Annotated in this window: 26 protein-coding genes and 1 other annotated feature; of the genes, 15 read left to right on the top strand and 11 right to left on the bottom strand. The window is 64.5% G+C overall.

The window, feature by feature from the left end:
- Positions 1 to 519: 519 nt before the first annotated feature.
- Positions 520 to 1,317, top strand: a complete 798-nt coding sequence (locus tag D0Z08_RS00195; RefSeq protein ID WP_118921490.1) for an alpha/beta fold hydrolase — start codon at positions 520 to 522, stop codon at positions 1,315 to 1,317.
- 55 nt (positions 1,318 to 1,372) lie between these two features.
- Here D0Z08_RS00195 and D0Z08_RS00190 read toward each other — a convergent pair whose 3' ends face one another.
- On the bottom strand, positions 1,373 to 2,077 hold the full coding sequence (locus D0Z08_RS00190; protein WP_118921488.1) for an alpha/beta fold hydrolase: 705 nt from the start codon (positions 2,075 to 2,077) through the stop codon (positions 1,373 to 1,375).
- Positions 2,078 to 2,217: 140 nt separating this feature from the next.
- Between D0Z08_RS00190 and D0Z08_RS00185 the strand changes: the two genes are divergently transcribed.
- From D0Z08_RS00185 to D0Z08_RS00165, 5 genes are all read left to right on the top strand, one after another.
- Positions 2,218 to 2,715 (top strand): alpha/beta fold hydrolase, encoded by a 498-nt coding sequence (locus D0Z08_RS00185; RefSeq protein ID WP_118921486.1) that lies wholly within the window; start codon positions 2,218 to 2,220, stop codon positions 2,713 to 2,715.
- A gap of 51 nt (positions 2,716 to 2,766) precedes the next feature.
- A protein-coding gene (locus tag D0Z08_RS00180; RefSeq protein WP_118921484.1) for an IS3 family transposase occupies positions 2,767 to 4,046 on the top strand; the annotation gives its coding sequence in 2 pieces (ribosomal slippage) (positions 2,767 to 3,070 and positions 3,070 to 4,046; 1,281 coding nt in all).
- Positions 3,066 to 3,215, top strand: a sequence feature (AL1L pseudoknot). (Overlaps the previous gene by 150 nt.)
- A 58-nt stretch (positions 4,047 to 4,104) precedes the next feature.
- Positions 4,105 to 4,380, top strand: coding sequence for an alpha/beta fold hydrolase (locus D0Z08_RS00175; protein WP_147381262.1), 276 nt, complete (start codon positions 4,105 to 4,107; stop codon positions 4,378 to 4,380).
- A gap of 203 nt (positions 4,381 to 4,583) precedes the next feature.
- Positions 4,584 to 5,297, top strand: a complete 714-nt coding sequence (locus tag D0Z08_RS00170; RefSeq protein ID WP_147381261.1) for an SDR family NAD(P)-dependent oxidoreductase — start codon at positions 4,584 to 4,586, stop codon at positions 5,295 to 5,297.
- Positions 5,298 to 5,375: 78 nt separating this feature from the next.
- Positions 5,376 to 6,149, top strand: coding sequence for an alpha/beta hydrolase (locus D0Z08_RS00165; protein WP_182481067.1), 774 nt, complete (start codon positions 5,376 to 5,378; stop codon positions 6,147 to 6,149).
- A 97-nt stretch (positions 6,150 to 6,246) separates the two neighbouring features.
- On the opposite strand, the gene D0Z08_RS00160 is transcribed toward D0Z08_RS00165, so the two are convergent.
- A complete protein-coding gene (locus tag D0Z08_RS00160; protein ID WP_245993429.1) occupies positions 6,247 to 7,863 on the bottom strand; it encodes an MDR family MFS transporter in 1,617 nt (538 codons plus the stop codon).
- 95 nt (positions 7,864 to 7,958) lie between these two features.
- The gene (locus D0Z08_RS00155; protein WP_245993427.1) at positions 7,959 to 9,215 is read right to left on the bottom strand and encodes an FAD-dependent oxidoreductase; all 1,257 of its coding nucleotides are present in this window, start codon (positions 9,213 to 9,215) and stop codon (positions 7,959 to 7,961) included.
- A gap of 120 nt (positions 9,216 to 9,335) precedes the next feature.
- Between D0Z08_RS00155 and D0Z08_RS00150 the strand changes: the two genes are divergently transcribed.
- Positions 9,336 to 10,238, top strand: coding sequence for a LysR family transcriptional regulator (locus tag D0Z08_RS00150; protein WP_118921474.1), 903 nt, complete (start codon positions 9,336 to 9,338; stop codon positions 10,236 to 10,238).
- 9 nt (positions 10,239 to 10,247) lie between these two features.
- On the opposite strand, the gene D0Z08_RS00145 is transcribed toward D0Z08_RS00150, so the two are convergent.
- The 7 genes from D0Z08_RS00145 to D0Z08_RS00115 form a co-directional block, all read right to left on the bottom strand.
- Positions 10,248 to 11,018, bottom strand: coding sequence for an inositol monophosphatase family protein (locus D0Z08_RS00145; RefSeq protein WP_118921472.1), 771 nt, complete (start codon positions 11,016 to 11,018; stop codon positions 10,248 to 10,250).
- Positions 11,015 to 12,124 (bottom strand): maleylacetate reductase, encoded by a 1,110-nt coding sequence (locus D0Z08_RS00140; RefSeq protein WP_118921470.1) that lies wholly within the window; start codon positions 12,122 to 12,124, stop codon positions 11,015 to 11,017. Before D0Z08_RS00140 ends, D0Z08_RS00145 begins: the two co-directional genes overlap by 4 nt.
- On the bottom strand, positions 12,121 to 12,999 hold the full coding sequence (locus tag D0Z08_RS00135; protein ID WP_118921500.1) for a dioxygenase family protein: 879 nt from the start codon (positions 12,997 to 12,999) through the stop codon (positions 12,121 to 12,123). The genes D0Z08_RS00140 and D0Z08_RS00135 overlap by 4 nt, the downstream gene beginning before the upstream one ends.
- Before the next feature lie 9 nt (positions 13,000 to 13,008).
- Entirely contained in the window at positions 13,009 to 13,821 is an 813-nt protein-coding gene (locus tag D0Z08_RS00130) for an SDR family NAD(P)-dependent oxidoreductase (protein WP_118921468.1), read from the bottom strand.
- A complete protein-coding gene (locus D0Z08_RS00125; RefSeq protein WP_118921498.1) occupies positions 13,811 to 14,617 on the bottom strand; it encodes a sugar phosphate isomerase/epimerase family protein in 807 nt (268 codons plus the stop codon). Before D0Z08_RS00125 ends, D0Z08_RS00130 begins: the two co-directional genes overlap by 11 nt.
- 386 nt (positions 14,618 to 15,003) lie before the next feature.
- Complete coding sequence (locus tag D0Z08_RS00120) at positions 15,004 to 15,675, bottom strand: nuclear transport factor 2 family protein (RefSeq protein ID WP_220453939.1); 672 nt, start codon at positions 15,673 to 15,675, stop codon at positions 15,004 to 15,006.
- Positions 15,676 to 15,753: 78 nt separating this feature from the next.
- Positions 15,754 to 16,512 carry an IclR family transcriptional regulator gene (locus tag D0Z08_RS00115; protein ID WP_118921494.1) on the bottom strand — a complete coding sequence of 253 codons (759 nt, stop codon included), beginning with the start codon at positions 16,510 to 16,512 and terminating at the stop codon, positions 15,754 to 15,756.
- Positions 16,513 to 16,812: 300 nt separating this feature from the next.
- On the opposite strand from D0Z08_RS00115, the gene D0Z08_RS00110 reads away from it, so the two are divergent.
- The 3 genes from D0Z08_RS00110 (at position 16,813) to D0Z08_RS00100 (ending at position 19,439) form a co-directional block, all read left to right on the top strand.
- Complete coding sequence (locus D0Z08_RS00110) at positions 16,813 to 17,661, top strand: alpha/beta fold hydrolase (protein WP_118921466.1); 849 nt, start codon at positions 16,813 to 16,815, stop codon at positions 17,659 to 17,661.
- Between the two features lie 105 nt (positions 17,662 to 17,766).
- Positions 17,767 to 18,309 carry a cupin domain-containing protein gene (locus tag D0Z08_RS00105; RefSeq protein ID WP_118921464.1) on the top strand — a complete coding sequence of 181 codons (543 nt, stop codon included), beginning with the start codon at positions 17,767 to 17,769 and terminating at the stop codon, positions 18,307 to 18,309.
- 251 nt (positions 18,310 to 18,560) lie between these two features.
- Entirely contained in the window at positions 18,561 to 19,439 is an 879-nt protein-coding gene (locus D0Z08_RS00100) for a LysR family transcriptional regulator (RefSeq protein ID WP_118921462.1), read from the top strand.
- 335 nt (positions 19,440 to 19,774) lie between these two features.
- Here the strand turns inward: D0Z08_RS00100 and D0Z08_RS00095 are convergent, their stop codons facing one another.
- Positions 19,775 to 20,605 carry an IclR family transcriptional regulator gene (locus tag D0Z08_RS00095; RefSeq protein ID WP_118921460.1) on the bottom strand — a complete coding sequence of 277 codons (831 nt, stop codon included), beginning with the start codon at positions 20,603 to 20,605 and terminating at the stop codon, positions 19,775 to 19,777.
- Positions 20,606 to 20,948: 343 nt separating this feature from the next.
- On the opposite strand from D0Z08_RS00095, the gene D0Z08_RS00090 reads away from it, so the two are divergent.
- The 5 genes from D0Z08_RS00090 to D0Z08_RS00070 all read left to right on the top strand — a co-directional run bounded on the left by D0Z08_RS00090 (position 20,949) and on the right by D0Z08_RS00070 (position 25,517).
- Entirely contained in the window at positions 20,949 to 21,854 is a 906-nt protein-coding gene (locus D0Z08_RS00090) for an ABC transporter substrate-binding protein (RefSeq protein WP_220453937.1), read from the top strand.
- Between the two features lie 4 nt (positions 21,855 to 21,858).
- On the top strand, positions 21,859 to 22,689 hold the full coding sequence (locus tag D0Z08_RS00085; RefSeq protein WP_118921456.1) for an ABC transporter ATP-binding protein: 831 nt from the start codon (positions 21,859 to 21,861) through the stop codon (positions 22,687 to 22,689).
- A gap of 146 nt (positions 22,690 to 22,835) precedes the next feature.
- Positions 22,836 to 23,621 carry an ABC transporter permease gene (locus D0Z08_RS00080; RefSeq protein ID WP_220453936.1) on the top strand — a complete coding sequence of 262 codons (786 nt, stop codon included), beginning with the start codon at positions 22,836 to 22,838 and terminating at the stop codon, positions 23,619 to 23,621.
- Positions 23,618 to 24,463 carry an SDR family NAD(P)-dependent oxidoreductase gene (locus tag D0Z08_RS00075; protein ID WP_182481068.1) on the top strand — a complete coding sequence of 282 codons (846 nt, stop codon included), beginning with the start codon at positions 23,618 to 23,620 and terminating at the stop codon, positions 24,461 to 24,463. Before D0Z08_RS00080 ends, D0Z08_RS00075 begins: the two co-directional genes overlap by 4 nt.
- 58 nt (positions 24,464 to 24,521) lie before the next feature.
- Positions 24,522 to 25,517 (top strand): sugar phosphate isomerase/epimerase family protein, encoded by a 996-nt coding sequence (locus tag D0Z08_RS00070; protein ID WP_118921450.1) that lies wholly within the window; start codon positions 24,522 to 24,524, stop codon positions 25,515 to 25,517.
- The last annotated feature ends 186 nt before the right edge of the window (positions 25,518 to 25,703 follow it).

The raw sequence follows: 25,703 nt of genomic DNA, 5'->3' as shown, positions 1-25,703 counted from the left end.
TCCACGGCTACCTCGACGACCTACCGCCGGTCGAGTTCGAAGGGAGGTTCTACGCTACCCAGCAGGGCCAGAGCGCCCTGGTTGAAATCAAATGACCAGAGCCTCCATCAGACCCAGGGCGATTCAGGCTACCTGTTGCCGGAGGACTAGGAGGCGGAATGTATTCCGCTGCCCAACTGGCGACGGATCCATCCGAGTGTCGCGCCGCCCAGCGACGCTCCTGCGGCTCCCCGCCCAACGCGCCTATCGACACGCACCTCGCGGGTGAACCGGCCGGCGTACGGCCTTCGGCCGACGCCTCAGCGTTCGCCAGCTCAGGCCGGCCCATGTCGGGCGGCGTGACTTCCCGACCTCTCCAGGCTCGTGAAGGATGACCTTCGAAACCAAGAGGCCCGCGCAGCGACTCGGGTCACTGGCTGGACCGGCTCGTGGCGGCTCCGCCCCACGGCTAGAAGCCAGTCCAATTCCGCTCGGCGGAAATCACAGTTCTCACAGCAAGTCCCGAGAGGACACGATCGCATGGTGAACGCACTGCACGTCACCATCTGGCCCGCCTCCCGCGACGACGCTAGTCAAGAGTTTGTCCTGCTCCATGGGTGGGCGTGTGACTCTGCGGACTGGGCTCCGCTCATCCCGCGACTTCGTGAATCCGGCACTGTGTACGCCGTAGACCTTCCTGGGTCGGGTGGTTCAATCGGTGACCCGGGCCCGTACACGCTCCCGCACGCTGCTGCAACAGTTGCGGAAACCCTGCGCGAAACGGGCGTCCGATCGCCGATCCTGATCGGACACTCGGCGGGGTGCGAAGTCGCGGTTGCCCTAGCCGAGAAACCGGGTTTCGACGCGCGTGCCATTGTCGCCATCGACCCGGCCTACGGGTTTCCCGACCACGACAGGGACCGCATCAAGGCTGTCGCGCAGCGTTTGGAGGACGAGGACCCCCGTGAGGTCGCGTTGGAGTACTTCAACGGCATCGATGGCGGGTCCACCCCCGAGCACGTGAGGAAGCATCATCCATTTCGGCTGCAAGCCAGCGACAAGGCGATGCGTGAGTCGTTTCGTGAGTTCGCTTTCGGGCCCGGCGCGTTCCACTTCAACCCGGAGTGCAGCGAGCGTCATCGCTCACGCAGGGTGCCGCTGCTAGCGATCTACCGAAACGACAGCCGCGCCGCTGCTGCGCCCGACTTCGTCGTCCAGTCACTCGATCGCGTGATCACACGTACGGATGCCGGGCACTGGCTGCATCTCGAAGATCCGCAGACCTTCATCAAGGACGTGACCGACTGGCTCGACCTCGTGACTGCGCGGAAAGCTTGACGCCGCTGGGGAGGTGAGGTGGGTAGTCGGCGGACAGTCCCGTCCATGGGCTTCCCTACGAGTGGGCTGCGACCCAATCACGCAGCCGGTTGAGAAAGGCCGGATAATCCTCGCGGAAGGACGAGTGCCCAGAACCCTCGATGGTTTCCACGTCGAGGCCACGAGTCCGTAGTTCCGCCGCATGCTCGGGGGTGATGTAAGAGCTGCCGTCCGCTCCCAATACCAAGGTAGGCACGGCTGCGTCTTCCGGGGAGTGGTCGTAGCCGGCTCCGCTGGCGAGACCGGGGATCGTGGCTGGGTCCATGCGCCACATCGACTCCCATCGGAGCTGCAAGTCGGCCTCCGGCCACTTAGGGCCGAGCGTTTCCCGCAACTGCGCTTGGTCCGTCCACAGAAGCCACGAGTTCCACTGAGCCCGCGATCTCGAGTCGTCGGCCGCAGACATCTGCCACGCAGGGTCGAGATAGATCGCGCTTGCTGGCCGTAGAGTCTTGGCCGCGATAGCGAGCGCCATGCCTCCGAGGGAATGCCCTACTGCAAGGTCGAGTCGAGTGTCTCCATAGGACTCCACGAGGTCGAGTGCCCAGTCGGTCGGCGAATAGCGTCCTCGGGGGCTTTGTCCGTGACCTCGCAGGTCAGGTGCGTAGACCTTGAAGCCGTCGTCCGCCAGGTCAGGTCCCAGCCGATGCCATGACGCACTGTCACTGAAGAGGCCATGCACGAGGAGGGCTGTCCGGTCGCCGTGCCCCCAGGTCCGCATGTGAAGTCGCACTTCACCAGTCTCACCGCCGGGACGCCGTGCTGCACAGGGCGGCCTCTCGCTGACCGATAAGCGCGTCTGCTCCGCTGGGCGAAAAGTGACACGAGCCACTTCGGGAGATCCCCCGTCATAGTGTGTCAATGCCGTTCTTGCACAACGGAGAGGTTCGCCTCTTCTACACGACCCATGGGTGGAACAGCGGATCGTCCCCCCTCGTGTTCGTCCACGGGTGGACCTGCGATTCGAACGACTGGGTGTGGCAGCTCTCGCACTTTAGTTCCGCCCGAACCTGCCTCGCCCTCGACCTCCGCGGGCACGGGCGGTCGTCTGTGCCGTCTTCGGGATTCCGCCTGGTCGACTACGCCACCGACGTGGTGGCCGTACTTGAGGAGGTCGGTCCGGCTGTCCTCGTCGGGCACTCCATGGGTGCATTGGTCAGTTCATTAGTGGCGGTCGATCGACCCGACCTCGTTAAGGCACTCGTCGTCGTGGACGCTCCGTATGCCCTCGAAGCAGACGTCGTACAGGCCGCCGCGGCTTTTGCCGACCGAGTCAAGGGAGTCGATGGAATCGAACAGGTTCTAACTTGGCTTACTGGAGCGGACGGTCCAGCAACTCCTGCATGGTTGGCCATGTGAATCGCCCTGGGTTTCTTGGAGGCTCCTGACCTTGGAAACGAGGATGGAGCTATGCCGAAGGAGCAGGTGCCCGGGAAGCCGCAGACGCGGCGTTACACCCCGGAGGAGAAGGCCGCGGCGGTCCGGATGGTCCGCACGCTGCGAGCAGAGCTGGGAACCGAGCACGGGACGATCCAGCGGGTCGCGACCCAGTTGGGTTACGGCGTGGAGTCGGTGCGGCAGTGGGTCAAGCAGGCTGACATCGACGATGGCCACGCACCCGGGGTGAGCACCGCGGACGCGAAGCGGATCAAGGAGCTCGAGCAGGAGTTGCGTGAGCTGCGCCGGGCGAACGAGATCCTGAAGAGGGCCGCCAGTTTCTTCGGGGCGGAGCTCGACCGCCAACACAAGAAGTAGTCGCGTTCATCGATGCCAACCGCGACGACGTCGTGGGCGGCAAGAAGCTCGGGGTCGAGTCCATCTGCAGCACCCTGTCCAAGGCAGGGCTGCAGGTGGCTCCGAGCACCTACTACGCCGCGAAGTCCCGGCAGCCGTCGTTGCGCGCTCAGCGTGACGCCGTGCTGCGGCCGGCGCTACGAAGCCTGTGGGAGGACAACTACCGGGTCTACGGGGCACGCAAGCTGTGGAAGGCCGCCAAGCGCGCCGGCCACGAGGTCGGCCGTGACCGGGTCGCCCGGCTGATGCGTGCCGAGGGCATCGAGGGCGTGCGGCGCACCAAACGGGTCCGCACCACCAGACCGGACCCCGCTGCTGCTCGGCACCCGGACCTGGTGAAACGGGACTTCACCGCAACGGCACCGAATCAGTTGTGGGTCACCGACCTGACGTTCGTGCCGACGTTCGCCGGGGTCGCCTACGTCTGCTTCATCATCGACGCCTTCTCTCGGATGATCGTCGGGTGGCGGGTCGCGTCGAACATGCGCACCGAGACGGTGCTCGACGCGATCGAGATGGCCCGCTGGTCCCGTGGCACCCAGCTCGCGGGCCTGCGGTGCCACAGCGATGCCGGGTCGCAGTTCACCAGCCTGCGATACGGGGAGCGACTCGCCGAGATCGGCGCCGTTCCGTCGATCGGCACCGTGGGCGATTCCTACGACAACGCGCTCGCCGAGACCGTCAACGGCTACTACAAGGCCGAGCTCATCCGCGGCCCAGCACGACCGGGGCCGTGGCGCACCGTCGATGACGTCGAGCTCGCCACCCTCGGCTGGGTCCACTGGCACAACCACCAGCGGCTCCACGGCTACCTCGACGACCTACCGCCGGTCGAGTTCGAAGGGAGGTTCTACGCTACCCAGCAGGGCCAGAGCGCCCTGGTTGAAATCAAATGACCAGAGCCTCCATCAGACCCAGGGCGATTCAATGTGGCACCGCCGTCGCATCTTGGCCATGCCTCACCACGCACTCATCGAGACCGTCGTCGACGTGCACCAGTCGGCAGATTCCATCGCAAACTCGCCCAACTCTCAGCAACTCTGGGCCCGACGGAGCATGCCGGTGTTGGCAGTGGGCACCCAGGAGGTCGTCGCAGAACAAGAACGCGCACACTTCAAGGACCACCGCAGCCGGGCCGTGACGCTCGAAGGCTGTGGTCACTGGATCCATCAGGAGCGACCCGGCGAATTCAACGAGTTGCTAGAGGACTGGCTCTGTGCGCTCGACTAGTTGATGCACGCACCGACGCACAGAGCAATTCCGGTCCGGGCTTGCACGCTTGGGGTTCGGACGTCAACGCGCGCGGTCCTGCGCCAACGCACAGCTGCACACGACTCCAGACGGCACTCGGACGCGAGGCTTCGGCCGACTTGTGCCCGGGACGCATCGACGCGGCTCACCGCGTGGCCCCACCCTCAGGAAGGTGACAAACAGTGGATCTCGGTCTAGCAGGCAGAGTGGTCTTGGTGGCCGGAGGGAGTGGGATGCTCGGTCAGGCCATCGCCCGCACCTTCGTCGATGAAGGAGCGGAGGTGGTGTTGTTGGGCCGGGAGTCGAGAGCTTTGGCACGCGCCGCTGAGACTCTGTCGGCCTCGGTACGGCAGGTTGCTGCCGACTCTCGCGATCCCCAGCAAGTCGCTCAGGCTTTTGCGGACATCGCCCGGGACGTCGGTGAGGTGGACGTACTTGTGAATGCGGCCGCTCCGTCTGCTGGTCGCGGTGCCTATGACTCGATGTCCGAGCCGGAAGGGGTGTTGGCAGCCGTCGAGACGAAGGTCGTCGGCTACCTGAATCTCGCGCGAGAGGCTATGCCGGCCATGGTCGCGAGGAACCACGGGCGGATCATCAACATCAGTGGTCTGAATGTTTACCGAACTGGTTCGGTGACCGGGACGATCAGGAATGCCGGCGTCGTAGCTTTGTCGAAGAACCTAGCCGACGAGCTCGTAGGGACCGGAGTCACGTCCAACGTGGTGCATCCCGGATTAGTGCTGGACGCGCACTCCGGAACGGCGGTCGAGCCAGGGCAGACAACGGACAGAGAGGTGGCTGCAGCGGTCGCGTTCCTAGCTTCCGAACTGGCCGCCACCATCTCGGGAACATCGATCAGCCTCGGGCACCAGAACGAGGGTTTCATCCACTACTAGCCCCCCGATACACCGAGCAGAGTCGTCAGACTCCAGCGCTCGCCCTGATTGTTCGACTCTCTGAGGACGGAGAATCGTGTGACACAGTTGAGCGATTGCAACGTCGTCCTAGTGCCGGGTGCATGGCACGGCGCCTGGGCATGGGCCAAGGTTGTGGCCCGCCTGCGGGCATTGGGCATCAACACGCTAGCGATGGATCTTCCGGGTCAGGGACGTGGTGATGGACGCCATGATCTCGAGGGACACGCCGATGTCCTGCAGAGCGTCGTCTCCGGGCTGACCGGCCGCACCCTAGTCTGCGGCCACTCCTACGGTGGAGCCGTCGTCGGTGAAGCCACGCTGCGCTCTCAAGGTCCCCTTCGGCTCCTCTTCCTGGCCGCCTTCATGCTCGATCGCGGGGAGTGCTGCATGAGCGTCAACGACGTCGCAGGGGAATCGGCTTCGGGCAGCGACTCATTCGAATGGGTCGACGACGATCACGTCCTCATCCCTCGCGAGGCGGCGATGGAGGCGTTCTACCGCGATGTCATCCCTGACGAAGCGCAGGACGCGCTCGACCGCCTCACACCAGAACATCGCGACACCGTCTACGGCATCGCGCAGCACGCCGGGTGGAGCCAACATCGGTCCAGTTACGTGCTGTGCGGGCGAGACCGAGCCATCGTGCCCGCTGTACAGCGCAAGATGGCCACCCGCGCAGACTTGGCCTACTACCTGGACGCCGGCCACTCCGCCATGTTGTCGCACCCCGAGCTCGTAAGCGCCATCATGGTCGCGGAGCTACTGCGCGAGGACTTGGCGCAGACGGGGGAGCACCCCACTCAAGGACTGCCGGCGGCAGTTGCGAAATAGACGCGCCGCATTCGGGCCGCGAGGCGTCGCACCAGCACGCCGACCTCCTGCTCGAGGTGGCGGAGTGCCTCGGTGCGGCCGGAGTCGGCGCCCGCGTTCATTGCGTGAGCTCCTCGATCTCGTCGAGGTCACTGGTCGCCTCGGGGGCGACCTCGGCCGGGCCGCTGTGCGTCCGCAGCGGCGTCTCCTTTAAGAAGAGCACGCACACGAAGGCAACGATGGCGAACGGCAGCGCGATGAGGAAGAGGTGACCCGTAGCGTTTCCCATCGCCGCCTCGTAGACCGCCTGGACCGGACCCGGCAGCGCGTCGAGATCCGGGATGTCTCCCGCGGAGTGCTGCAGGCCGGCTAGCTGCTTGGGGCTCAGCCGGCCGTCGGCCGCCAGCCCGGCGATGCCGTCCTTGACCTGGGAGGACACCTGGTGGGCGAGCACCGCACCAAGGGCGGAGACTCCGATCGAGCCGCCCATCGTTCGGAAGAACGCGACCACCGAGCTCGCGGCACCGAGGTCTCTCGGGGGAGCGGTGTTCTGCACGGCCAGCACCAGGTTCTGCATCGTGGCGCCGATGCCGAGTCCGACCACCACCATGTAGGCGGAGACGGTGGCGAGCGGGGTCTCGGCGTCGATCGTGCCGAGCAGGGCGAGGCCGACGATGACGAGCGCCGTGCCGCCGACGAGGTAGCGCTTCCACAGCCCGGTCGCCGTGATGAGCCGGCCGGTCAGCGTGCTGGACACGAGCAGCCCGCCGACCATCGCGATCGACATCAGACCGGCCTCGGTCGGCGTCATCCCGCGGGAGAGCTGGAAGTACTGGCCCAGGTAGACGGTCGCCCCGAACATGGCCACGCCGACCATGACGGACGCGACCGTCGCCAGCGCGATCGTCCGGTCCCGGAACAGCCGGAGCGGGACGACCGGCTCGCTGGCGACCCGCGCCTCGACGTACAACGCCGCCGCGACGAGCGCGAGGCCACCGCCGACCATCAGCGCGGTCGTCCCGGACGCCCACGCGAAGTCGGTGCCGGCGAGGGAGACCCAGACGAGGATCACGCTGACGCCCGCCATGATCAGGGTCGCGCCGGCGTAGTCGATCGAGACGTCGTCGCGGCGCAGCACGGGGAGGTGCAGCGTCTTCTGGAGTACGACGAACGCGAGCGCCGCGATCGGCAGGCCCACGAAGAAGCAGCCGCGCCAGCCCAGCGGGCTGTCGACGATCACGCCACCGAGCAGCGGGCCACTGACCGTGGCCGTCGCGAACACCGCTCCGATGTAGCCGCTGTAGCGACCTCGCTCCGGCGGCGAGACCATCGACGCGATCACGACCTGCACCAGCGCGGTCAGGCCGCCGACGCCGAGGCCCTGGATCGCGCGGGCGCCGATCAGGACGCCCATGTTCGGCGCGAAGGCGGCGACCAGCGAGCCCAGCGAGTAGATGACGAGCGCAGCCTGGACGAGCAGCTTCTTGCTGGTCAGGTCGGCGAGCTTGCCCCAGATCGGCGTGGTCGCGGTCGCCGTCAGCAGGGTGGCGACGACGACCCAGGTGTAGCCGGTCTGGCTCCCGTGGAGGTCAGTGACGATCGCGGGCAGTGCGTTGGTGACGACGGTGCTCGACAGCATCGCCACGAACATCGCGAGCAGCAGCCCGGTGAGCGCCTCCATGATCCCGCGGTGGCTCATCTGGCCGCTCTGCTCGGCGGTCACTGACTGGGTCATGCGGGAGGTGCCTCGGCTGACTCGAAAGATTGGTTGATGTCGTCAATGTCTGCAGAATCGCAGCCCACGCCCGAATGGTCGTGCCTGCTCAGTCCTTAGAGCAGCGCGTCCTGGTCCCGCAGGGTCGCCTGGATCCCTGCGACATCGACCTCGCCCTTGAGGGCTTGCCACGCAGCCGCGACGCCGGCGGCATGCCCGGTGGCGAAGGCCGTGCCCATCACTCTCGTCGAGGCATACGCATCGGAGTCGCTGCAAATCAATCGTCCGGCGGCCCAGAGATTCGCGTAGGTCGCAGACTGGGTCGCGCCGATCGGAATGTCGAACCAGGCGTCGTCACGAATGCCGCCGTAGGCGGTACGTCCGACCCCGACGTGGCTTTCCATCGGCCAACCGCCACGAGCGACCACAACGTCAGGTCGCCGACGGCCCGATGCGACATCCTCCTTGGTGACACGCTCGCGGCCTACCATGCGTCGCGTCTCTCGGATACCTAGAGTCGGACCCGTCTCGACGAGAAAGCTGTCCTGCCATCCGGGAATCCCATCTCGCAAGGCCCGCCAATAGTGGAGAGCCTGGAGCCGTCCGAGCTGCTCTGCCCTCGTGTGCTGGGCAGGGTCGAGCATGTCTCCGTCAAGGTCGACCAGGAGCGCCATGATCTCCCGCGAAAGGGGCAACCGAACGAGTGGCCCACGGGTGCGTGGCATGTCGCCGCCTGTCGAGGATCGGTAGCCACGAACGGCAGCCTCGACAGCGTCCCCTGTCAACTGTGCGTCCTCCACGACCCCGCCAATGCGCATAACCATCGTGCTCGCCTGCCGTTCATGTGGCGGCGCCTCATCCATCAAGGCGCCAGAGGCGGCACCGAGGGAACCGTCACCTGTCGCGTCTACGAACGAGTTCGCCCTGATGGAGTACGTCGAGCCTGCGTGCGCGTACGTGATGGCCTGCACTTCGCCGTCTCTTGTGTCGGCACTCACGACATCCACGTGCAGGAGGGCCTCAACGCCGGACTCGAGGACGAGCCGGTCAAGAGCGCGCTTCGTGGTCTCCAGGTCGAGAAGTACGACCTTGTTGCCTGTTTCGGGGGAGGTGTGCGTGAGGTAGAGGTGGTCCTCGGCGAGGACGTCGAGGAAGCGTGCGCCAACGCCGGCGACTACGAGTTCGTGACGCCGCGAGAAGAACCCGCAGTAGGTGAGAACTGAGGCGGAGACGGCTGCGCCGCCGAGATTGCCAGTCTTCTCCAAGAGGGCGACACGTGCGCCCGCGCGAGCTGCGCCGATGGCGGCGGCGACGCCCGCAGCTCCGCCGCCGGCCACCACCACGTCGAAACTGGCCGAGTGACTGCCTGCCAACGTTTGCCGCCTCCTTCGTCGACGTAACCGGTCGTTCTTTGGAGACAACTTTGGGCTGTATTCGGCAGGACGTGTAGAGGGCACTTGCGCTCGTCGGGTATGCCTCGGCAGCATAGCCAGATGGAGTTGCGCCATCTGACCTACTTCCAAGTGGTGGCCGAACTCGGCTCAATCGCCAAGGCGGCAGCCACCCTGCGCATGACCCAACCCACCCTCAGCCGACAGCTCGCGTACTTGGAGCGGTCCCTCGGCTACCCGCTGCTGGCTCGGACCACCAGAGGGACGAGTCTCACGCCCGCCGGCATCGGTCTCTACGACCACCTACAGGGCGTGTTCCAACAACTTGAACAGATCCCGGAGGTGCTGCGTTCGAGCCACGCTCGCCTCCGGACGGTCAGTATCGGTGTTCCGCCTGGCCTCCCCCAAGCCTGGTTCACTCATTTTCGCGTGTCCGTAGAGGAGGCAGATACGCGGCTGCGCTTAGCCGTCTTTGAAGCGACAAGCGAGGAACAGGTCAAACTCCTCTTGGGTCGACACATCGATGTCGGTCTGGTTCATGCCGAACCGCCCAGGGTCGCGTCCGCAAAGGTCCTGACCCAGCCTCTCGGGTGTGCGTTCAGCGAGCCAAGGCCGCGTGGGCGTTCATCTGCGCTGACGTACGCGGATCTCGACGGACTGAGGGTGATGGCGCATGCGCAAACGGAGACTCCGGGCGAGGAGACACGGCTCAGATCGGCGGCGGAGGCGGCGGGCGCGAAGGTCGACTGGATGTTTCGGCCCTTCTCGCACCACGGACGCCTGATCGCGGAAGCTGCTGATGTCGACGCGGTCGTTGTCGGAGAAGAAACCGCTCTCAAGGAGTTCGCAGGGTGGGAATGGCTTCCCTTCCGCAAGGACGAGGAAAACGCGGAAGTTGTGACGTGGGCTATCTGGGACGAGCCAGTCCCACCAGACCTGACCGTGTGCTTGATCGCAATGCAGAAGGCGACCAGCCACGTGGAGAGGTGGGACTACGGGGGGTGAGGTCCTGACTTACGAGGATGACTCGACCATGTGCAGGAATCCCTCACTCAGGACTGGAGGGGACACGAGGGTCAGAGTCGAGCCCTCGTGCTCGCGAGTTCGGACCTCAAGCCCCGCCTCTGCGGCGATGAGTTCGCCAGCGCGCACATCCCAGGCCCGACCACCCACCACGAAGCCGATATCGACCCGCCCCGCGGCAGCGTAGCTCAAGTTCAGCGCCGCCGGGAGACGGCGGACGTCTCCCACGCGGGGGAGGAAGGCACTGAGGAGTCGACTGGCCGTCGACCTGCCGGCCTCGCTGGTCTCGAACGTGGCCCCAAGGAGGGCCGAGCCAAGCGCACCGGACGTGGCTACCCGCAGTGAGGTGGCATTCAACTGTGCGCCGGAGCCTCTCAAGGCTGTGAAGGTTTCGGCGTGCAAGGGATCGTGCACGACGCCCAACAGTGCTATCCCTCGGTGCTCGAGGGCGATCGAGATGCTCCAGGGGCCACTACCGCTGACGTAGTTCCGTGTTCCGTCGATGGGGTCGATGACCCAACACCATTCGGCGTCGCTGCCGGACGTGTGTTCCTCTTCCGCCAGGAATCCGTCGTGCGGCCAACGCCCTCTGATCGCGCTCACCAACTCGCGCTCACTAGAGACGTCGATGTTGGTCAACAGGTCATTCCGATGGGCCTTGTACTCGACCGTGATGTCCTGGCGCCTCGACAGCTGCGTCTGACCGACCTGCTGTACCTTCTCGACGATGAACGCGAGTTCCCTCTGTAAGTCCCTATTCATTCGGATGTGGGCTCGGGCGGCGCCGCAGGGCTCCGCGATGGCAGTCTGCCTCCATCGTAGGCACCTTCGAGGATGACTCGCAGATCGTCGGCGGTCACGGGGTGTGGGTTGGCGTACGGGGCAGCCATGGCCCGCTCTATGACGTAGTCGATTGCCTCGCGGGGCAAACCGAGGTCGGACAACGAACGCCGGTACCCGACCCGCTCGAGGCGTCCGAGCAGACCGACCGCAGGATCGGAAACCCCGAACGCCGCCTGCAGCAATGTGTGAGCCGAAGACCCCGGGGTCAGGTTGAACGACATCACGTACGGCAGCATGACCGTATGCGTCCAAGCGTGCGGAAGGTCGAACGATCCGCCCAAGATGTGGCACAGCTTGTGATGCAGGGACATGGTCGTCGCTTCCAGGCACGAACCGGCGAGCCAGGCTCCATAGGTCAGTCGGGCACGCGCATCCGGGTCCTCGGGATCCACGGCTACCCCCTGTACGCCTTCCAGCAACGACCCGGCCGAGGCTTCGGCGATCAGGTTCACCATGGGCGTGGTGTCAGGCGCGTACATCGCCTCGACGGCATGAGCAAGCGCGTTGACGGCACTTGTCACTGACAACTCGAGCGTCAAGCTCGTGCTCAGTTCCAGGTCATAGATAACGGTGCGGGGCAACACCCGCTCGTCTCGGCCGGTCTGTTTGCCGCCGTCGGTCGTCAGTCCCCAGACGGAGGTCATCTCGGATCCGGCGTAGGTGGTGGGCACGGCCACGATGGGAAGACCAGTGTGCAGACCGACCATCTTGGCAAGGCCGACGGACGATCCGCCGCCGACACTGACACAACCGTCGACGTCGTGATTGCGCACATACTCGACAGCGGCTTGGGCGACCTGTGACGGCACGTGCATGCGGGCGTGGGGATAGACCCCGGGGGCCGGCGGCCCCACCAACGCTGCAACCCGCTCGGCGAGGTCGTGCTGGCCCGGAGTGCTAATGATTAGTGGACGATTGATATCGAGTCGTGCCAACTCTTCCGAAAGCGAAGTCAACGAGCCGGCGCCGAAGAGCACCCGACTCTGCGAAGGCTTGTGCACGAACCTCGTGAGAGCCCCGATCATGCGACGCCACCTGCAGTCGCGGGGTCCAGGACAATGTCGAAGTCGACGGCCTTGAACGGACTAGCAACCTCCAGCAGTTCGGCATCCTCGACGTTGTCCACAGTCCTTACCTCTCGAATGAGGCTCGCCTTCACCCCGAAAACGGTGTCGTCGTCCAAGTACGGACTACCGGCTAGGAACAGATGAGTGGTTACCGGGGAATGACCTCTAGCCCCGGCGATGAAGTGGATGTGCGCTGGCCGGTAGGGGTGTCGACCCAGACGGTTGAGCAGGTGACCAACGGGACCGTCGTGGGGGACCGGGTAGTGACTGGGCAAGACTGTCTTGAACCAATACTTGCCCTGTGCGTCGGTCGTGAAGAGTCCCCGTAGATCTGGATTGGGCGTGTCGTCTCGTTGCACGTCGTAGAAGCCTTCGTCGTCGGCTTGCCACACATCGACCAAGGAACCCGGCACCGGTCGTCCTTGGAGGTCACGAACAGTCCCACGAATCACGCATCGTGGCTTGCCCGCGTGAACGTCGGCGATGTCGGCGCCGAGCTGTCGAGGCGGAGACTCGATGACGTGGAAGGGCCCCAGGACGGTGGACTCGGTTACTCCGGTTGGCTTCCGGTTGTTGATGGCGTCCACGAGCATGGAGACGCCCAGCACATCGGACAGCAGAATGAATTCTTGACGTGTGTCGTCGCACATCTTCCCCGTCGATGTCAGGAAGTCGATCGCTGCCACCCACTCGGCCTGTGTCGGTTCGATCTCGCGAACGAAACCGTGCAAGTGTCTGGTCAAGGACTCCATCACGGCTCGTAGTCGAGGATCGGAAGCCTGCGTGAAGCTGGACACCACTGCGTCGGTGGCATTGTGTTCGTTGAAGTCCATCGTCACTCTCTATCGGTCGGTCAGTCCGTGTCGCCGTGTCTTCGGCCAGCGGACCGTCGGAGGGATGTGCATGCCGCCCGCGACGTTGATGACATCGCCCGTGATGTTGCGGGCCCCGGGTGAGACCAGGAAGGCCACGGCCTCCGCTACGTCGATCGGCTCGATGAGGCGCCGTAGCGGGGCGAGGTCACTGAACTCGCGCGCGTATTCCTCGACGTAGGCCGAATCCCCCTTGCTGGCGTTCAATGGGGAGCGAACGAACCCCGGAGCAACCACGTTCGCACGCACGCCTATTGGCCCCAGTTCGACGGCAATCGACCTCATCAGCCCCACGAGGGCGGCTTTGGACGCTCCGTACGCCCCCGTGCTGCTGCCGCTCAACCAGGTACGGGATCCAATAGCAATGAAGGTCCCCCCTTGTTGAGCCTCCCAGAACGGTGCCGTGTGCTTGACGAGAAGCGCACCAGCCCGGGTGTTGATCGCGAAGGTCTCGTCCCAGATCTCGACGGTCACGGACGATGCCTTGTGAGGAGGCTCGATACCGGCGTTGTGGACGACGTGATCGAGGCGGCCCCATCGTTCACCCACCGCTGCCACGGCGGCGGCGATGGCTGTCTCGTCACGCAGGTCCGCGAGCACGGTCATGACGTCTGAGGGGTCGTAACCTTGCGAGGTCAGGTTCGAGGTCAGCTCTGCTAGTGGGCGTTCGGCGACGTCCAGCGCGACGAGACGGTGTCCGTCCCTCATCAGTGCGCCGCTAATCACTCGACCGAGGCCGCCGGCTGCACCCGTCACCAAGCTGATAGGTCGCTCATCCGTCATTGGGCATGGTTCCCTCCGTGGTTGGGGTCTTCGCGAGAACGCGCGTCATCGTGGCGTGCAGAATGCGGGCCGCGTCGCCGAAAGGTCTGTCAGCCAAGGCGCGGGTAGGCGCCTCCACTGAAAGCGGTATCTGCACCGGAAGCGCGCTGATCAGGCGCGGCAAGTCCAGCTCGCCTTGGCCAGGAAGGATTCGAGCGGTCCTAGCCTCAGTTCGGAGGCCCTCGATGCTGGCTGGTGCCAGGAGAGGACCGTCAGCGATCTGTGCGTAGGGAATTCGCTGGTGAGGTATGAGGTCGAGCACGTCGAACTCGGCGCCGGCGCGGAAGAATTGCAGGGCGTCGATGAGGACGCCGACATTCTCCCGCCCGACGCACTGCACAACGTCCCACGCCTCAGCGAGATTGGGAACGGCGGTGTAGGTGATGAACTCAAGCGGCAGGTACAAGCCTCGTTCAGCGGCCAGGTCCGCAAACGTCCCGAGCTGATCGATCAACTGTTCCCGGTCGTCGTTGAACCCGACAGTCAGGACATAACGGGCACCGAGCGCGGCGGTCGCATCTAGGAGCGGTCCCATCAGGCGAAGATCTGTTTCGCGTCTGATCCATACCGCTTCGGTGTCGAGGAGAGCGACTCCTAGGCGCCGGCACCGGTGGAGGAAACGTTGCTGTTCCTCCGAGTCACCTATCAGACCGTGAAGCGGACTGCCATCGTCCGGGGACACGATGCGGACACCGCAATAGTCGAAGCCGGCATGAGCGGCCGCGTCGGCCAGATCGTGGGGACTGGCGTCAAGCATCGACAAGTGATGTAACGACAAAGGACGAGTCACCGGGATGCTCGTAAGGGGTAGGCACTTTCGCTGAGGCGAGCGCACTGAATGACAAGCACAGGGTTACCGTCGTGCTGGACGACCGGATTGGTCCATGCCGAGTTTCCGACCAGTGGCAACGACGCACCCAGAGGAAGCCAATAGGCCCTCGGTCTCGATTTCGCAGTCGACTGTTCCTCCGTTGCGCGCACACCGTCCAGGCCGTCGAGTCATCGACGTCGCGTCACGACAACGAGACGAGGGCTGGCCACCTCGACATGTCTGTCTTCAGGTCAACTACACATGGCAGGAGCACTGTCAGACTCGCTGCGTCCTCCCCAGGGAGCGCAGTTCTACTCACCCGATGGTTGGGCTCAATCGTCCTCTTGTGAGAGGTTCTTCAGCGGCTGTCCCGGCTCGGGTGAGCCGGCGAGCCAGCTTGCTCCCTCCTCGTACAATTTCTCGATCGCGGCACCGGTTAGCCCGGGCAGCCCTCTCATGACGCGGTACCCGACCTGCTCCTGTGCGTAAGCGAGGTGGCGGTACCCGACGGGGAACAGGTCGAGCAGGGCCGTGTCCAGTTGGACCGTGGCAGCTGGGTTGACCACATCCATGCGGTCCCTCTCGTAGATCGGCTGGCGTCGGACGAGTGCCCAGCGGCCGTCACGAAGTTCCAAGAAGTCGTAGAAGCGGCCACTGCACGTAACGTCGACGTCGACGCCGTGCACGGAGGCCCGCTGTTCGATCTTCATCTTGGTCTGGGCGATGGCGCGTGGGACAGCCACCTCACAAGTGAAACCACCGAGGAAGTGCGAGATCTGGACTCCGCGTTCAAAACCCTCGCGACTGACACGGATGAAGTCTCGGAATGGTCCTTGGAACCAAGTCGCCGTCATCCAGCCGTCGTCATGCCAGACCGACGCGAACTCATCCCATCGTCCGGAGTCCCTGAGAACCGCCCAGTCTTCGACGACCTTGCGAATGGCCATCGTGTGCTGGTCGAGCTGGCTGAGGTCCGCGAGATCAGCGGCAATGTCGGAGGTCACGCCGCCACGGTGAGGGAAGAAGGCGACGTCGTAAAGCACGGAGTTTCGCTGGCTGACAACTACGTGAGTGTTCGTGCCTCAACGCGTCCGCTGCAGTTCGCGGGACAGTGCCAGGGCCGAGGTCCGCACCGCAGGTGCCAGGCGCCCCAGGTCCGCCGACGCACGCACGACCAGCGCGATCGCGGCAATCAGCGTCCCGTCCCGCGCGAGAACAGGCGACGCTACCGACGAAGCACCCCGCGTCATCTCTTCGACTGCGAACGCAAAATGATTTTGCCGAGCCTGCTCGACCGCTTGGATCAGCATCCGAGGCATGGTAAGCGTTCGAGGCGCCAGCTTGGGTAGTCCCTGCTGGAGCGTCCTAGCCAGCAGGTCTGGATCGGAAAACGCGAGGGTGACTTTGCCGACCGCTGTCGCGTGGAGCGGTAACCTTCCCCCTACGCGGGTGACTGTCGGCACGGCACTACGGCCCGAAACCATCTCGACGATGAGTACCTCGTTGCCCTCTGGAACCCCGACTTGCACATTCTCGTGGGTCGCTTCGTACAAGTCCTGCATGAACGGACGGCTCACCTCACGAAGGTCACGCTGTCGCGGCGCCAGCGACCCCACCTCCCAGAGCCGCAGCCCGACTCGGTACCGCCGGTTCGGCAACCGCTCGAGGGCACCCCACTTCGTCAATTCACCGAGTAGCCGATAGGTGGTGGCAACAGGCATCGCGGCGCGGTCCGCAATCTCGACCAAGCTCAACTCTTCCGCCTTGATGCTGAACACGTCCAAGACGGAGAGGAGTCGAGAGGCGGTGCTTCTCCCAGGTTCGAGTCGATTGCCCGCCATCAGTTGCACCATGTCGGGATGGCGCTGACCTGCGGGGCGCACCGACTGCCGACGCCGATCATCGCCGGGCCCAAAGCTGCGGGAGCGGCCGCTGCCGTGCATTGCAAGCCGTGCCTCGCGACGACTGCAGACCCTGACAGATCCATGGAGTCATCGTGGAGCGCGTCCCGATAAGCCGGTATCAACAGGTTTCCGCTCAGTGGCAATCGGCGTACCAAATGTCCGCCCTCCGAGGGAAGACTCGGGCAGCGAACCCCGGCGACCTCGGAGGTCGCGGTCAGTCAACGAGGAAGTACCCAAATGCAAGAGCACGTCCTGGAACGACCCGGCCGCCGCATCGCATATCGCACAGCAGGCTCGGGAGAACAGCCGTTGTTCCTGCTGCATGGCTGGCCCCAAACTGGACTCTGCTGGCGGGAGGTAGCCCCCGCACTGGATGCGAAGTTCCAGGTCGTCATCCCTGACTTGCGAGGCTACGGCCGCTCGACCTCTGGCCCGCAGCTCGAACATGACAAACGGTCAGTGTCCGAAGACCTCCGTGACCTGATGCGTCACCTGGGTCACGACGCCGCCTATGTGGCCGGGCACGATCGTGGCGCCCGAGTAGCACACCGATGGGCGCTGGATCACCCCGAGGAAGTCACCCGCCTCGCGGTCCTCGACGTCATCCCAGGTGCGGAGATGTTGCAACATCTAGACGCCAAGTCCGCCACCGCCATGTGGCACTGGTTCCTGCATGTGCAGCCTGGCGTCGCAGAGACTCTTCTTCCTGGGCGGTTGGACTACTACGTACGCCGGTTCCTGGCCGGCCCAGCCTCTGCCGGGCACATCGACGAAGCCACGCTCGATGCGTATGTCCTCGACTATGAGACGTCCGCGATGCACGGCTGGCTCCAGGACTACAGAGCCGGTTTCGGGATTGATCTCGAGCACGACGATCAGGATCGAGTCGCGGGACGAGTTCTGGAGCAGCCAGTCCTTGCTCTCTGGGGGGCCGCAGGGGGGCTGGGTCGTAGAGACGTGCTGAGCATCTGGCATGACTATGCCTCTGATGTTCGGGGGCGAGCACTCGAAGGGTGCGGCCACTATCTGCCGGAGGAACGACCCTTGGAGGTCACTCGGGCGCTCGACGAGTTCTTCCTCGACTAGCCCAGATTCAAGCGGAGTCGCCGCACCTGAACCCTGACAGCGGACCGTTCTAGCGCAGCGGTAGCGCAGCCCACAGTCCGCGAAACCTAGGAGATTGATTCGTACATGAACCTCGTCGTTACGGCCGTGGACACAGACGGCGTCTCCGTCTTCGAGAGCGAAGCGCAGGTGACGCCGTTGGTAGCGAGCATGGCGCCAGAGCTCGTCAACTATCCCGTCCTGGCAACGTTGGATCCTTCGGATCTGCTGGAGACTACCTACAGCCGATCCGATGGAATGACGTTCTTCCCGCCGCCAGGGGCGCTCAGAGCATTCCAGCTTGTCATCGACGCGCCCCGGTCTGCACCAGGCAGGGAGCCGACCGCCGAACAGTTCGAGGAGGGTGAGCGTCTGTTCCCTGGTCTGTTCTCGGTCATGGAGGCGGATCCGCCGGGGATGCACCGCACCGACACAGTCGACTTCGTGACCGTTCTTGAGGGAGAAGTCGTCCTCGAGCTCGATAAGGGTCAAGAACGGCGCCTCCAACCCCACGATGTAGTCATTCAGCGGGGCGCCCGGCATCGGTGGCGTAACGAAACCGACCGGCCTGTACGGCTCTCAGTGGTCATGCTCGGTTTGCAGCGAGGCGTCACGACCAAAGACGGCTAGGACTGGTCGATCTCCGGATGGACGGACTGCGAATGGACGCCGGGCTTCTCGCGTGAGGGCGGCCTCGAGCTGGATCGTCGACTAGACGAAGAGCCGACCGCCCGCCTGGCGGAGGTACGATCACCACCGCAACGGCGGCGCGACCACGCACTTGCACTGTGCGCCTGGAGCGTGGAATCGGTACGTGCGGGAGTGGCGTCGCATAAGGGCGGGACAGGTGCAGATCAGTTGGCTCACTGGAAGGAACCGCGATGCTCGAGCTGCGACAGTTGCGCTACTTCACGACGGTGGCTGAACTTGGTTCGCTCAGTCGTGCGGCCGAGGTGCTCCACATGACGCAGCCCTCTCTGAGCCGTCAACTGACCTCGCTGGAGCGCTCGTTGGGCCATCAACTTCTGAGGCGAGGGCCTCGGGGCACCGCCCTGACGCCTGCTGGCGAGGCACTGAACGCCGAGATGGTGGGTCTCCTGCGCCACGTCGAGCGCATCCCGGAAGTGTTGGACGCGGCGGAAGCCGCTGCACTGCTGCTGAATCTGGGTGTGCCACCTGGGGTGCCGTACGACTGGTTCAAGGACTTCACGTCCCAGGTCCAGGAACAGGTCAGCTTCTCGGTGTACGAGGGTTCCAGCGACGAGCAGCTTCGGATGTTGGCCGATGGGGTCATCGACGTGGCTCTCGTGCACTACGAGCCGGATGCCTTGCCGAGTCGCCGGATCTTGAGCCAGTCGTTGGGCTGCGTGTTTGTGAATAGGCGCCGGATGCCCGCAACCGACAATCTTCGATTCACGCAACTGGACGGGTTGCGGATACTCGCACAATCTCGCCCGGAGGAGCAGATCCGACTGCGTTCGGTCGAGCGGCTGCGGGGCGCGAAGGTCAAGTGGATGTTCCGGACCTACTCCCATCACGGGCTGCTTCTTGCAACGACATCAGGGGCGGACGCAGTGTTGGCCACTCGAAACACCGCCGAAAAGGACTTCGCCGGACTGCCGTGGCTCCCGCTCGAAACCCGCGAGCCCGTCAGCAGCCTGAGCACGTGGGCTGTCTGGAGAGAGGAGCACCGCCACCTCGATCTCTGCCTGAGAGCGATGGAGACGGCGGCCCAACGCAACAGAGTCAGTCCCGGCTAGCAGGGATGATCCGGTCTGGCCCCGTCGACGCCAAACCGGATCAGCGCTCTACCGCTCCTCTCAGAGCCCTAATCGCTCGGCCAGACGAGAAAAGGGTCTGACTCGCGACCCGGCAGAGCCATCCAAACCGCGGCTGCGATCCGTGTCTGGCTGTCGACATCCCGGGAGCATCTGAAGCACCTCGTCCGCGGCCACCTCGGGGGGTCCTCAGTCAGATCCGATGATCCATCACGAAGGCTCCTCAATCGCACTCCGCACGAAGGTGGCAAGTGCCCGACCCGGAAAGGTCTCACGGCCCCAGGAGGTTCGTCGGCGTTTGAGCAAGGCGCGGGTCCTCAGCCAACGGGCTCCAACTGCGCGCTCATGCGCGGCGGCGCTGAGGTGATCGCTGAATGACCGTCGACCCACTTTTGCGAGTCGGCGTCGGCCAGTCGGCGCTCACTGTCACGAGCACCCAGCCGTACCTGCGGAAGAAGGCGGTCGAGGTCAGCGTTGCTCGTTACGACGACGCCGAGAGCTGCCACGACCGTCCCGGACCTATCCCGTACCGGCGCAGCGACGGAGGATCGACCCAATGTCATCTCTTCCTGCACCGCGGCCGCTCCTCTGCGGCGCGCAGCTACCAGTTCTTGAGCCAGTCGGCCTGGCATTATCTGGGTGTACGGGGTGAGTCTCTCCAAGTTGCCCCGCAACACCTTCGCGATGAAGTCGGCATCCGCATACGACAGCAGGACGCGTCCCGCAGCCGAGGCGTGAAGTGGTAGTCGCCCTCCTACGCGCGTAGCAATCGGGCTTGCATTCTGGCCGGCCAGACACTCGACGATCAGAGCGGACCCGCCTTCAAGCACGGCGAGTTGGGCGCTCTCACCGGTCCTCGCGCTGAGTTGTGCCAAGGCAGGTCGCGACGCCTCGCGCAGAACGCTTGCCTTCGACGCGCGCGCGCCGATCTCCCACAGTCGGTAGCCCACCTCGTAGGTTCCATCCGTCCCGCGACTGACGCCACCCCACTGCTCGAGGGCGGTGAGGATCCGGCTGGCAGTCGAGGTGGGCAGGTCCGCCTTCGTCGCCACTTCGGTGAGGGTCAGTTGCGGCTGATCCAGAGCCTCCAGAAGGGTAAGCACCCTGTCGATCGTGGATCGGCCGGCCTCGCGCGCGTTGCCAGTCACCTCGGAGCCCTCTCTCTGCAGGTTACGAACGTCGCCTCGTAACTACACGGCACCGAATCTAGGTAACGCTCGTCACGCCCGGAAGGCACCCTTTGGGCCCAAGAGCCATGCCTTGCAGGCATAACTCATTACTGGAGCCGCAATCCCGCTCAGCGACAAAGGGTGGTGGTGACGAGCGCCACGTTGAGGTGAGGTTTCCGTCAGCACCCCTTAGGCCCTCACAACCGGAGATCATGTGAAGCTACACAGACCACTTCTCACGCTGGCATTGGCCCTCACGGTTCCGCTCAACGCATGCGGATCCGACGACGGCGCAGAAGCAGGCGGCAACGACCCTGTATGCGTGGCCCACGTGCCATCGCCACTTTTCGCTCCGCTCTACCTCGCGCAGGACAAGGGCTACTTCAAGGAAGAGGGAGTCGAGATCGAGCTGAATCCCGTAGCGGCCGGCCAGGATGCGGTGCCACTGTTGTCCAGCAATGAGTGCGACGTCATCGTCGCGGGATTCTCCGCTGGGTTCTTCAGTGCCCTCGACTCCGGGCTGAAGCTCAAGGTCGTCGGCAGCATGTCCGTGACCAACGCGGACGAAGGGGAGGATCCGCCCGCCGCCTTGGAGGTGGACAGCGACCTGGTCGACAGCGGCGAGGTCGAGTCTCCCGGGGACCTGGAGGGCCTGAAGATCGGGGTAGCCGGTGGCCTGGGCGGGTCGGGCGCATACCTGACCGACCTCATCCTGCGTGAGCACGGCCTCGACATCACTGACGTAGAGGTCAGCAATATTGCGAACTCAGACATGCCTGCCGGCCTCAAGAGCGGGTCGGTCGATGCCGTGATGACATCAGCGCCGTACACCGAAATAATTGAGTCGGACGGCGACGGCATACCTCTCGCTACGGTGCCGGATGGCACCTCGGGAACGGGCATCATCTTCTCGGAGGACTTTGCGGACACCGACCGGGCGGATGGGTTCTTCCGGGCCCTCGCCCGGGCTGCGCAAGATCTCCAGGGCGACGCACGCCGGTTGAAGGAGAACGTGCAGCCTGTCGCGGACGCGATGGAGGTTGACCCACAGGTGATCCTGGACCTCCCTGTTTTCACGTGGCTGCCCAATCTGGCGCCCCTGCCGGACCAACTCGAAGCCATGCAGCGCACTTGGATCGACGCCGGCCAGCTGCAGTACGACGAGGCGATTGACCCCGCGGAGTATGTCGACGAGTCCTTCGCCGAGTCTGTAGAGACGACGGAGTAACACGATGTCTACATCCATTCACGCAATCGATGGCCCCGCGACCGATACGCCGAGGTCAGACCCGCGGCTCGCCTTCCGTGTCCGCAACGTCTCGAAGGTCTTCGTTGGGCAGTCCAACGTCCATGCCGTCCACGATGTCTCAGTCGACTTGGAGGCAGGCTCGTTCACCTGCATCGTCGGCCCCTCGGGATGCGGCAAGTCGACACTGCTGCGCATGCTCGGAGGGCTAGAAAAACCCACCTTGGGGACCATCGAGTCGGAGCCGACTTCGGGCAAGTTGCCGCCTGCCGCCTTCGTCTTCCAGGAGCACGGCATCTTCCCGTGGCTCTCGGTCCTTGAGAACGTGGCTTTCGGCCTGCGGATGGCCGGAGTCTCCCGTGGCGAGCGCGAAGCGACCGCCAAGAGGTGGCTCGGGTATGTCGGGCTCGAAGACTTCGCGAACAGCTATCCCCATCAGTTGTCGGGCGGAATGAAGCAGCGTGCCGCCATCGCGCGCGCCTTCGTCACCGGCTCCCCCACCCTACTCATGGACGAGCCGCTGGGCGCCCTTGATGCACAGACTCGCCGCCTCATGCAGGAGCAACTAATCGAGTTGTGGGAACGAGACCGCAAAACCGTCGTCCTCGTAACCCATGCCATCGACGAAGCACTGCTCCTGGGCGACCGCATCGTGCTCATGTCGGCCAGGCCCGGGCAGATCAAGGAGTCGATCGAGGTCCCCTTCACACATCCACGGCGACCCGATCTTGAGACCCATCCGGAGTTCGTCGACATGAAACAGGCGATCTGGGAGTCCCTACGTGAAGAAGTCGAAAGGTCGGTGCAGCATTCATGAGTCTCGCCGTACAGCCAAGAACACCCGCGCAAACGCAACCTCAACCGGACGGACTCGAAGCGGCCCTCCGCCGTGAGGCCAGACGAGTCCGAAGGCTCAACACCCGAGACATCGCGCTAGCGGTCTGCACACCGCTGGCCCTACTCGTGGCTTGGGAAGTGATGGGCCGAACCGGCTCCGTCGACGTTCGTATCTTCCCCCCGCCTACCCAGCTCGCTAGCGACGGTGTCGATCTGGTTCAGTCGGGCCGACTGCAGGAGGCATTCGAAGCCACCGTCGTGCGTCTGCTCATCGGCTACGCGACAGGCGCAGTAGGCGGGATTGCCGTCGGGATGGCCATGGGCCTGATCCGTCCGATCCGGGCAGCACTCGACCCCCTGTTCTCCGCGCTCTACTCGCTGCCCAAGATCGCGATTCTCCCCATCCTCCTGCTGATCTTTGGTTTCACCGAGACGCCGCGCATCCTTCTCATCACCTTCGGCGTCTTCTTCATCATGCAGATCAACACACTGTCTGGCCTGCGCCATGTCGATGCCCGGCTGATGGAAGCCGCATCCGCCTACCGAGCACGCGGCTGGCGGAAGTTCCGCTTCGTTCTCTTTCCTGCCACTTTGCCCGCGATCTTCACCGGCCTCCGCGTTTCGGCGGGCATGGCGGTGATCATCGTGACCTCCGTTGAGTTCGTGGCTGCGGACAACGGCCTCGGATTCCTCATCTGGAATTCATGGCAGATCTTCCAACCGGGGACCATGTACGTCGCGATGGCGACGGTCGCCGCCCTCGGCGCCGGGCTCACCGGACTGATCGTGTGGGCCGAACGCGTGGCCCTGCCCTGGCGCAACGATCGCAACCCGCTGCGCCTACGCATGCTGCTCTCGGGTGCGGCTGGTACGCGATCTCGCAACGCTTCGCGGACGAAGCAGGCACAGTGACGAACACGCACCAAGAATCGCCGGTCGAAGGCACCGCCCTGGAGACGAGTGCGACCCAACGACGAACCCTGCACGAGGTGTCCGAACCAGACAGCGTTGCGATTGTCACCGGCGGGGCAGGGACCCTCGGCCGCGCAATCGCCGCGAACCTCGCCACGCGTGTCCAGACGGTAGTGATCGTCGACCTCTCAAGCACGAATGTGATGGACACGGCCGCGGAGTTCGCGTCGGGCTCGGCTGCGAACGTCACCGGGGCGCACCTCGACGTCTCTGACGCCACGGCCAACGCAGCGCTGATGTCCGAGATCGCAGAACGATATGGGCGGCTCGACTACCTGATCAACAACGCGGCGATCTCGCAAAGAACTGCCTTCGGCGACATCACCGAGGAGGAATGGGCTCGCGCCATGGCAGTCAACCTGTGGGGCCCAGCTTCGCTGGCTCAGGCAGCAGCACCGCTCCTCCGTTCCGGAGGAGGGGGCGCGATCGTTAACATCTCGTCCCGGACGTGGGCCACCGGAGGACCTCTGTCGTACGTGACGTCAAAGGCCGGCATCGTGGGCATGACCAGATCTCTCGCGGTCGAACTCGCTCCGGCCAACATCCGCGTCAACGCAGTCGCACCGTCGATGGTCGAGACACCTTTCGTTCGAAACGGCAGGAGCGAGACCGAATACGGACGGCTCATCCAGCGCCAACGGAGCTTCTCACTCCTGCCCCGCCTGGCCACAGCGGACGACGTCGCCGAAGCAGTCAGCTTCTTGGCGTCACCACGGTCCAGTTTCATCACCGGCGAGGTGTTGCACGTCGCTGGTGGGGGCCAGCTCGCCCCGCCACCCTGACGAGAAGAAGACGGCGCAAGCACACAGTTCATCGCCCAAGGCGTCACAAGGAACCGAAATGACTACATCGCCAACTACCTCCCATCCCACGGGCTCTTTCGAAACGAAGTTCTCCTACGCGACGATCTCCCTGCCGACCTTGAGCCCTCTCGAAGCGATCGATGCGCTGGCGTCGGCAAAATTCGCCGGCGTCGAGTGGCGCGTTGGCAACGCCTTGCACGACACCATGTCGAGCACCGCGCCAACCTTCCTGTCTAACAACCGCTGCACGCTTTTCCCGGGCAGTACGGATCCATCCGTCATTGCTGCCGCTTGCCGGGAGGCTGGACTCCATATTGTCGGCATCGGCCCTTACCTCGATGTCAACGACAGCGATCAGCTCCTGCGGACCATGGAATTCGCCGCCGAACTTGGTGCCCCGCAGATGCGACTGCAGGCCCCCCGCGTGACCACTCCGCTTGACTACGGTGAGCTTGCGGACGCTACCCGGAAGTTCTTGACCTCGGCAGAGGCGCTCTCAGCTCGGTTAGGGGTGCGAACAGTGCTCGAGCTGCACCACAACACCATCGCGTCAAGCGCGAGCCTCGCCCTGCGACTGATCGAGCATTGCGATCCAGAGCACGTCGGCGTCATCTACGACGTGGGAAACCTCGTCTGGGAGGGCTACGAGAACCGTCCACTTGCGTTGCAGCTGCTCGGCGATCGATTGGCACACATTCACCTGAAAAACGTCTCCGCCGCACCCGGCCGTGGCGGCGACCCTTGGGAGTACCGGTGGTCGCCCCTGGACGAAGGATTTGTGGACGTACGCGCGCTCCTGCGCGACCTTGCCGACGTTGGCTACGCGGGATGGATATCTCTCGAGGACCTGTCCACCAAGCGGTCGCCTGAGGCGACGATCCAGTTCAATGCCCGTCACCTGGAAAACGTCCTCGAAGAGTGGACGCCAAACAGCTGGGGTGTGGCGTGCGGGGGACCGTTCGCCCAGCCCGGCATGCCCTTCGGCGACGTAGCCGATCAGCCCACTTGTTCGCTGTCCTCCACGACGTCATGAACCGCTCCGCGGCCTGAGCTGGCGGCAAGCCGTGATCGACGATGCGGGAGCAACTGGCCACTCTTTCGATCGTGGGAGAAGGGATGGTGAGGGTTGCTCACGTCATCCCGCTCGAGCCCTCCGCAGGCTTCGGATCGGTGGCACATCGAGAGCCGCGGCAGCCCCGCCTACCCTCTGTCGCGCCAC

This window comes from Nocardioides immobilis, from assembly GCF_003515065.1.
Classification (GTDB): domain Bacteria; phylum Actinomycetota; class Actinomycetes; order Propionibacteriales; family Nocardioidaceae; genus Nocardioides; species Nocardioides immobilis.
Note: the sequence above shows the minus strand (reverse complement) of the source record. Positions and strands in the feature narration are given on the sequence as shown.

Coding starts and splice junctions, on each gene's coding strand:
- D0Z08_RS00110 (WP_118921466.1), top strand. CDS start 16,813: ATGCAAGAGCACGTCCTGGAACGACCCGGCCGCCGCATCGCATATCGC.
- D0Z08_RS00085 (WP_118921456.1), top strand. CDS start 21,859: ATGTCTACATCCATTCACGCAATCGATGGCCCCGCGACCGATACGCCG.
- D0Z08_RS00140 (WP_118921470.1), bottom strand. CDS start 12,124: ATGATCGGGGCTCTCACGAGGTTCGTGCACAAGCCTTCGCAGAGTCGG.
- D0Z08_RS00190 (WP_118921488.1), bottom strand. CDS start 2,077: ATGCGGACCTGGGGGCACGGCGACCGGACAGCCCTCCTCGTGCATGGC.
- D0Z08_RS00195 (WP_118921490.1), top strand. CDS start 520: ATGGTGAACGCACTGCACGTCACCATCTGGCCCGCCTCCCGCGACGAC.
- D0Z08_RS00150 (WP_118921474.1), top strand. CDS start 9,336: ATGGAGTTGCGCCATCTGACCTACTTCCAAGTGGTGGCCGAACTCGGC.
- D0Z08_RS00100 (WP_118921462.1), top strand. CDS start 18,561: ATGCTCGAGCTGCGACAGTTGCGCTACTTCACGACGGTGGCTGAACTT.
- D0Z08_RS00125 (WP_118921498.1), bottom strand. CDS start 14,617: ATGCTTGACGCCAGTCCCCACGATCTGGCCGACGCGGCCGCTCATGCC.
- D0Z08_RS00175 (WP_147381262.1), top strand. CDS start 4,105: ATGCCTCACCACGCACTCATCGAGACCGTCGTCGACGTGCACCAGTCG.
- D0Z08_RS00115 (WP_118921494.1), bottom strand. CDS start 16,512: ATGGCGGGCAATCGACTCGAACCTGGGAGAAGCACCGCCTCTCGACTC.
- D0Z08_RS00160 (WP_245993429.1), bottom strand. CDS start 7,863: ATGACCCAGTCAGTGACCGCCGAGCAGAGCGGCCAGATGAGCCACCGC.
- D0Z08_RS00145 (WP_118921472.1), bottom strand. CDS start 11,018: ATGAATAGGGACTTACAGAGGGAACTCGCGTTCATCGTCGAGAAGGTA.
- D0Z08_RS00130 (WP_118921468.1), bottom strand. CDS start 13,821: ATGACGGATGAGCGACCTATCAGCTTGGTGACGGGTGCAGCCGGCGGC.
- D0Z08_RS00070 (WP_118921450.1), top strand. CDS start 24,522: ATGACTACATCGCCAACTACCTCCCATCCCACGGGCTCTTTCGAAACG.
- D0Z08_RS00105 (WP_118921464.1), top strand. CDS start 17,767: ATGAACCTCGTCGTTACGGCCGTGGACACAGACGGCGTCTCCGTCTTC.
- D0Z08_RS00135 (WP_118921500.1), bottom strand. CDS start 12,999: ATGGACTTCAACGAACACAATGCCACCGACGCAGTGGTGTCCAGCTTC.
- D0Z08_RS00185 (WP_118921486.1), top strand. CDS start 2,218: ATGCCGTTCTTGCACAACGGAGAGGTTCGCCTCTTCTACACGACCCAT.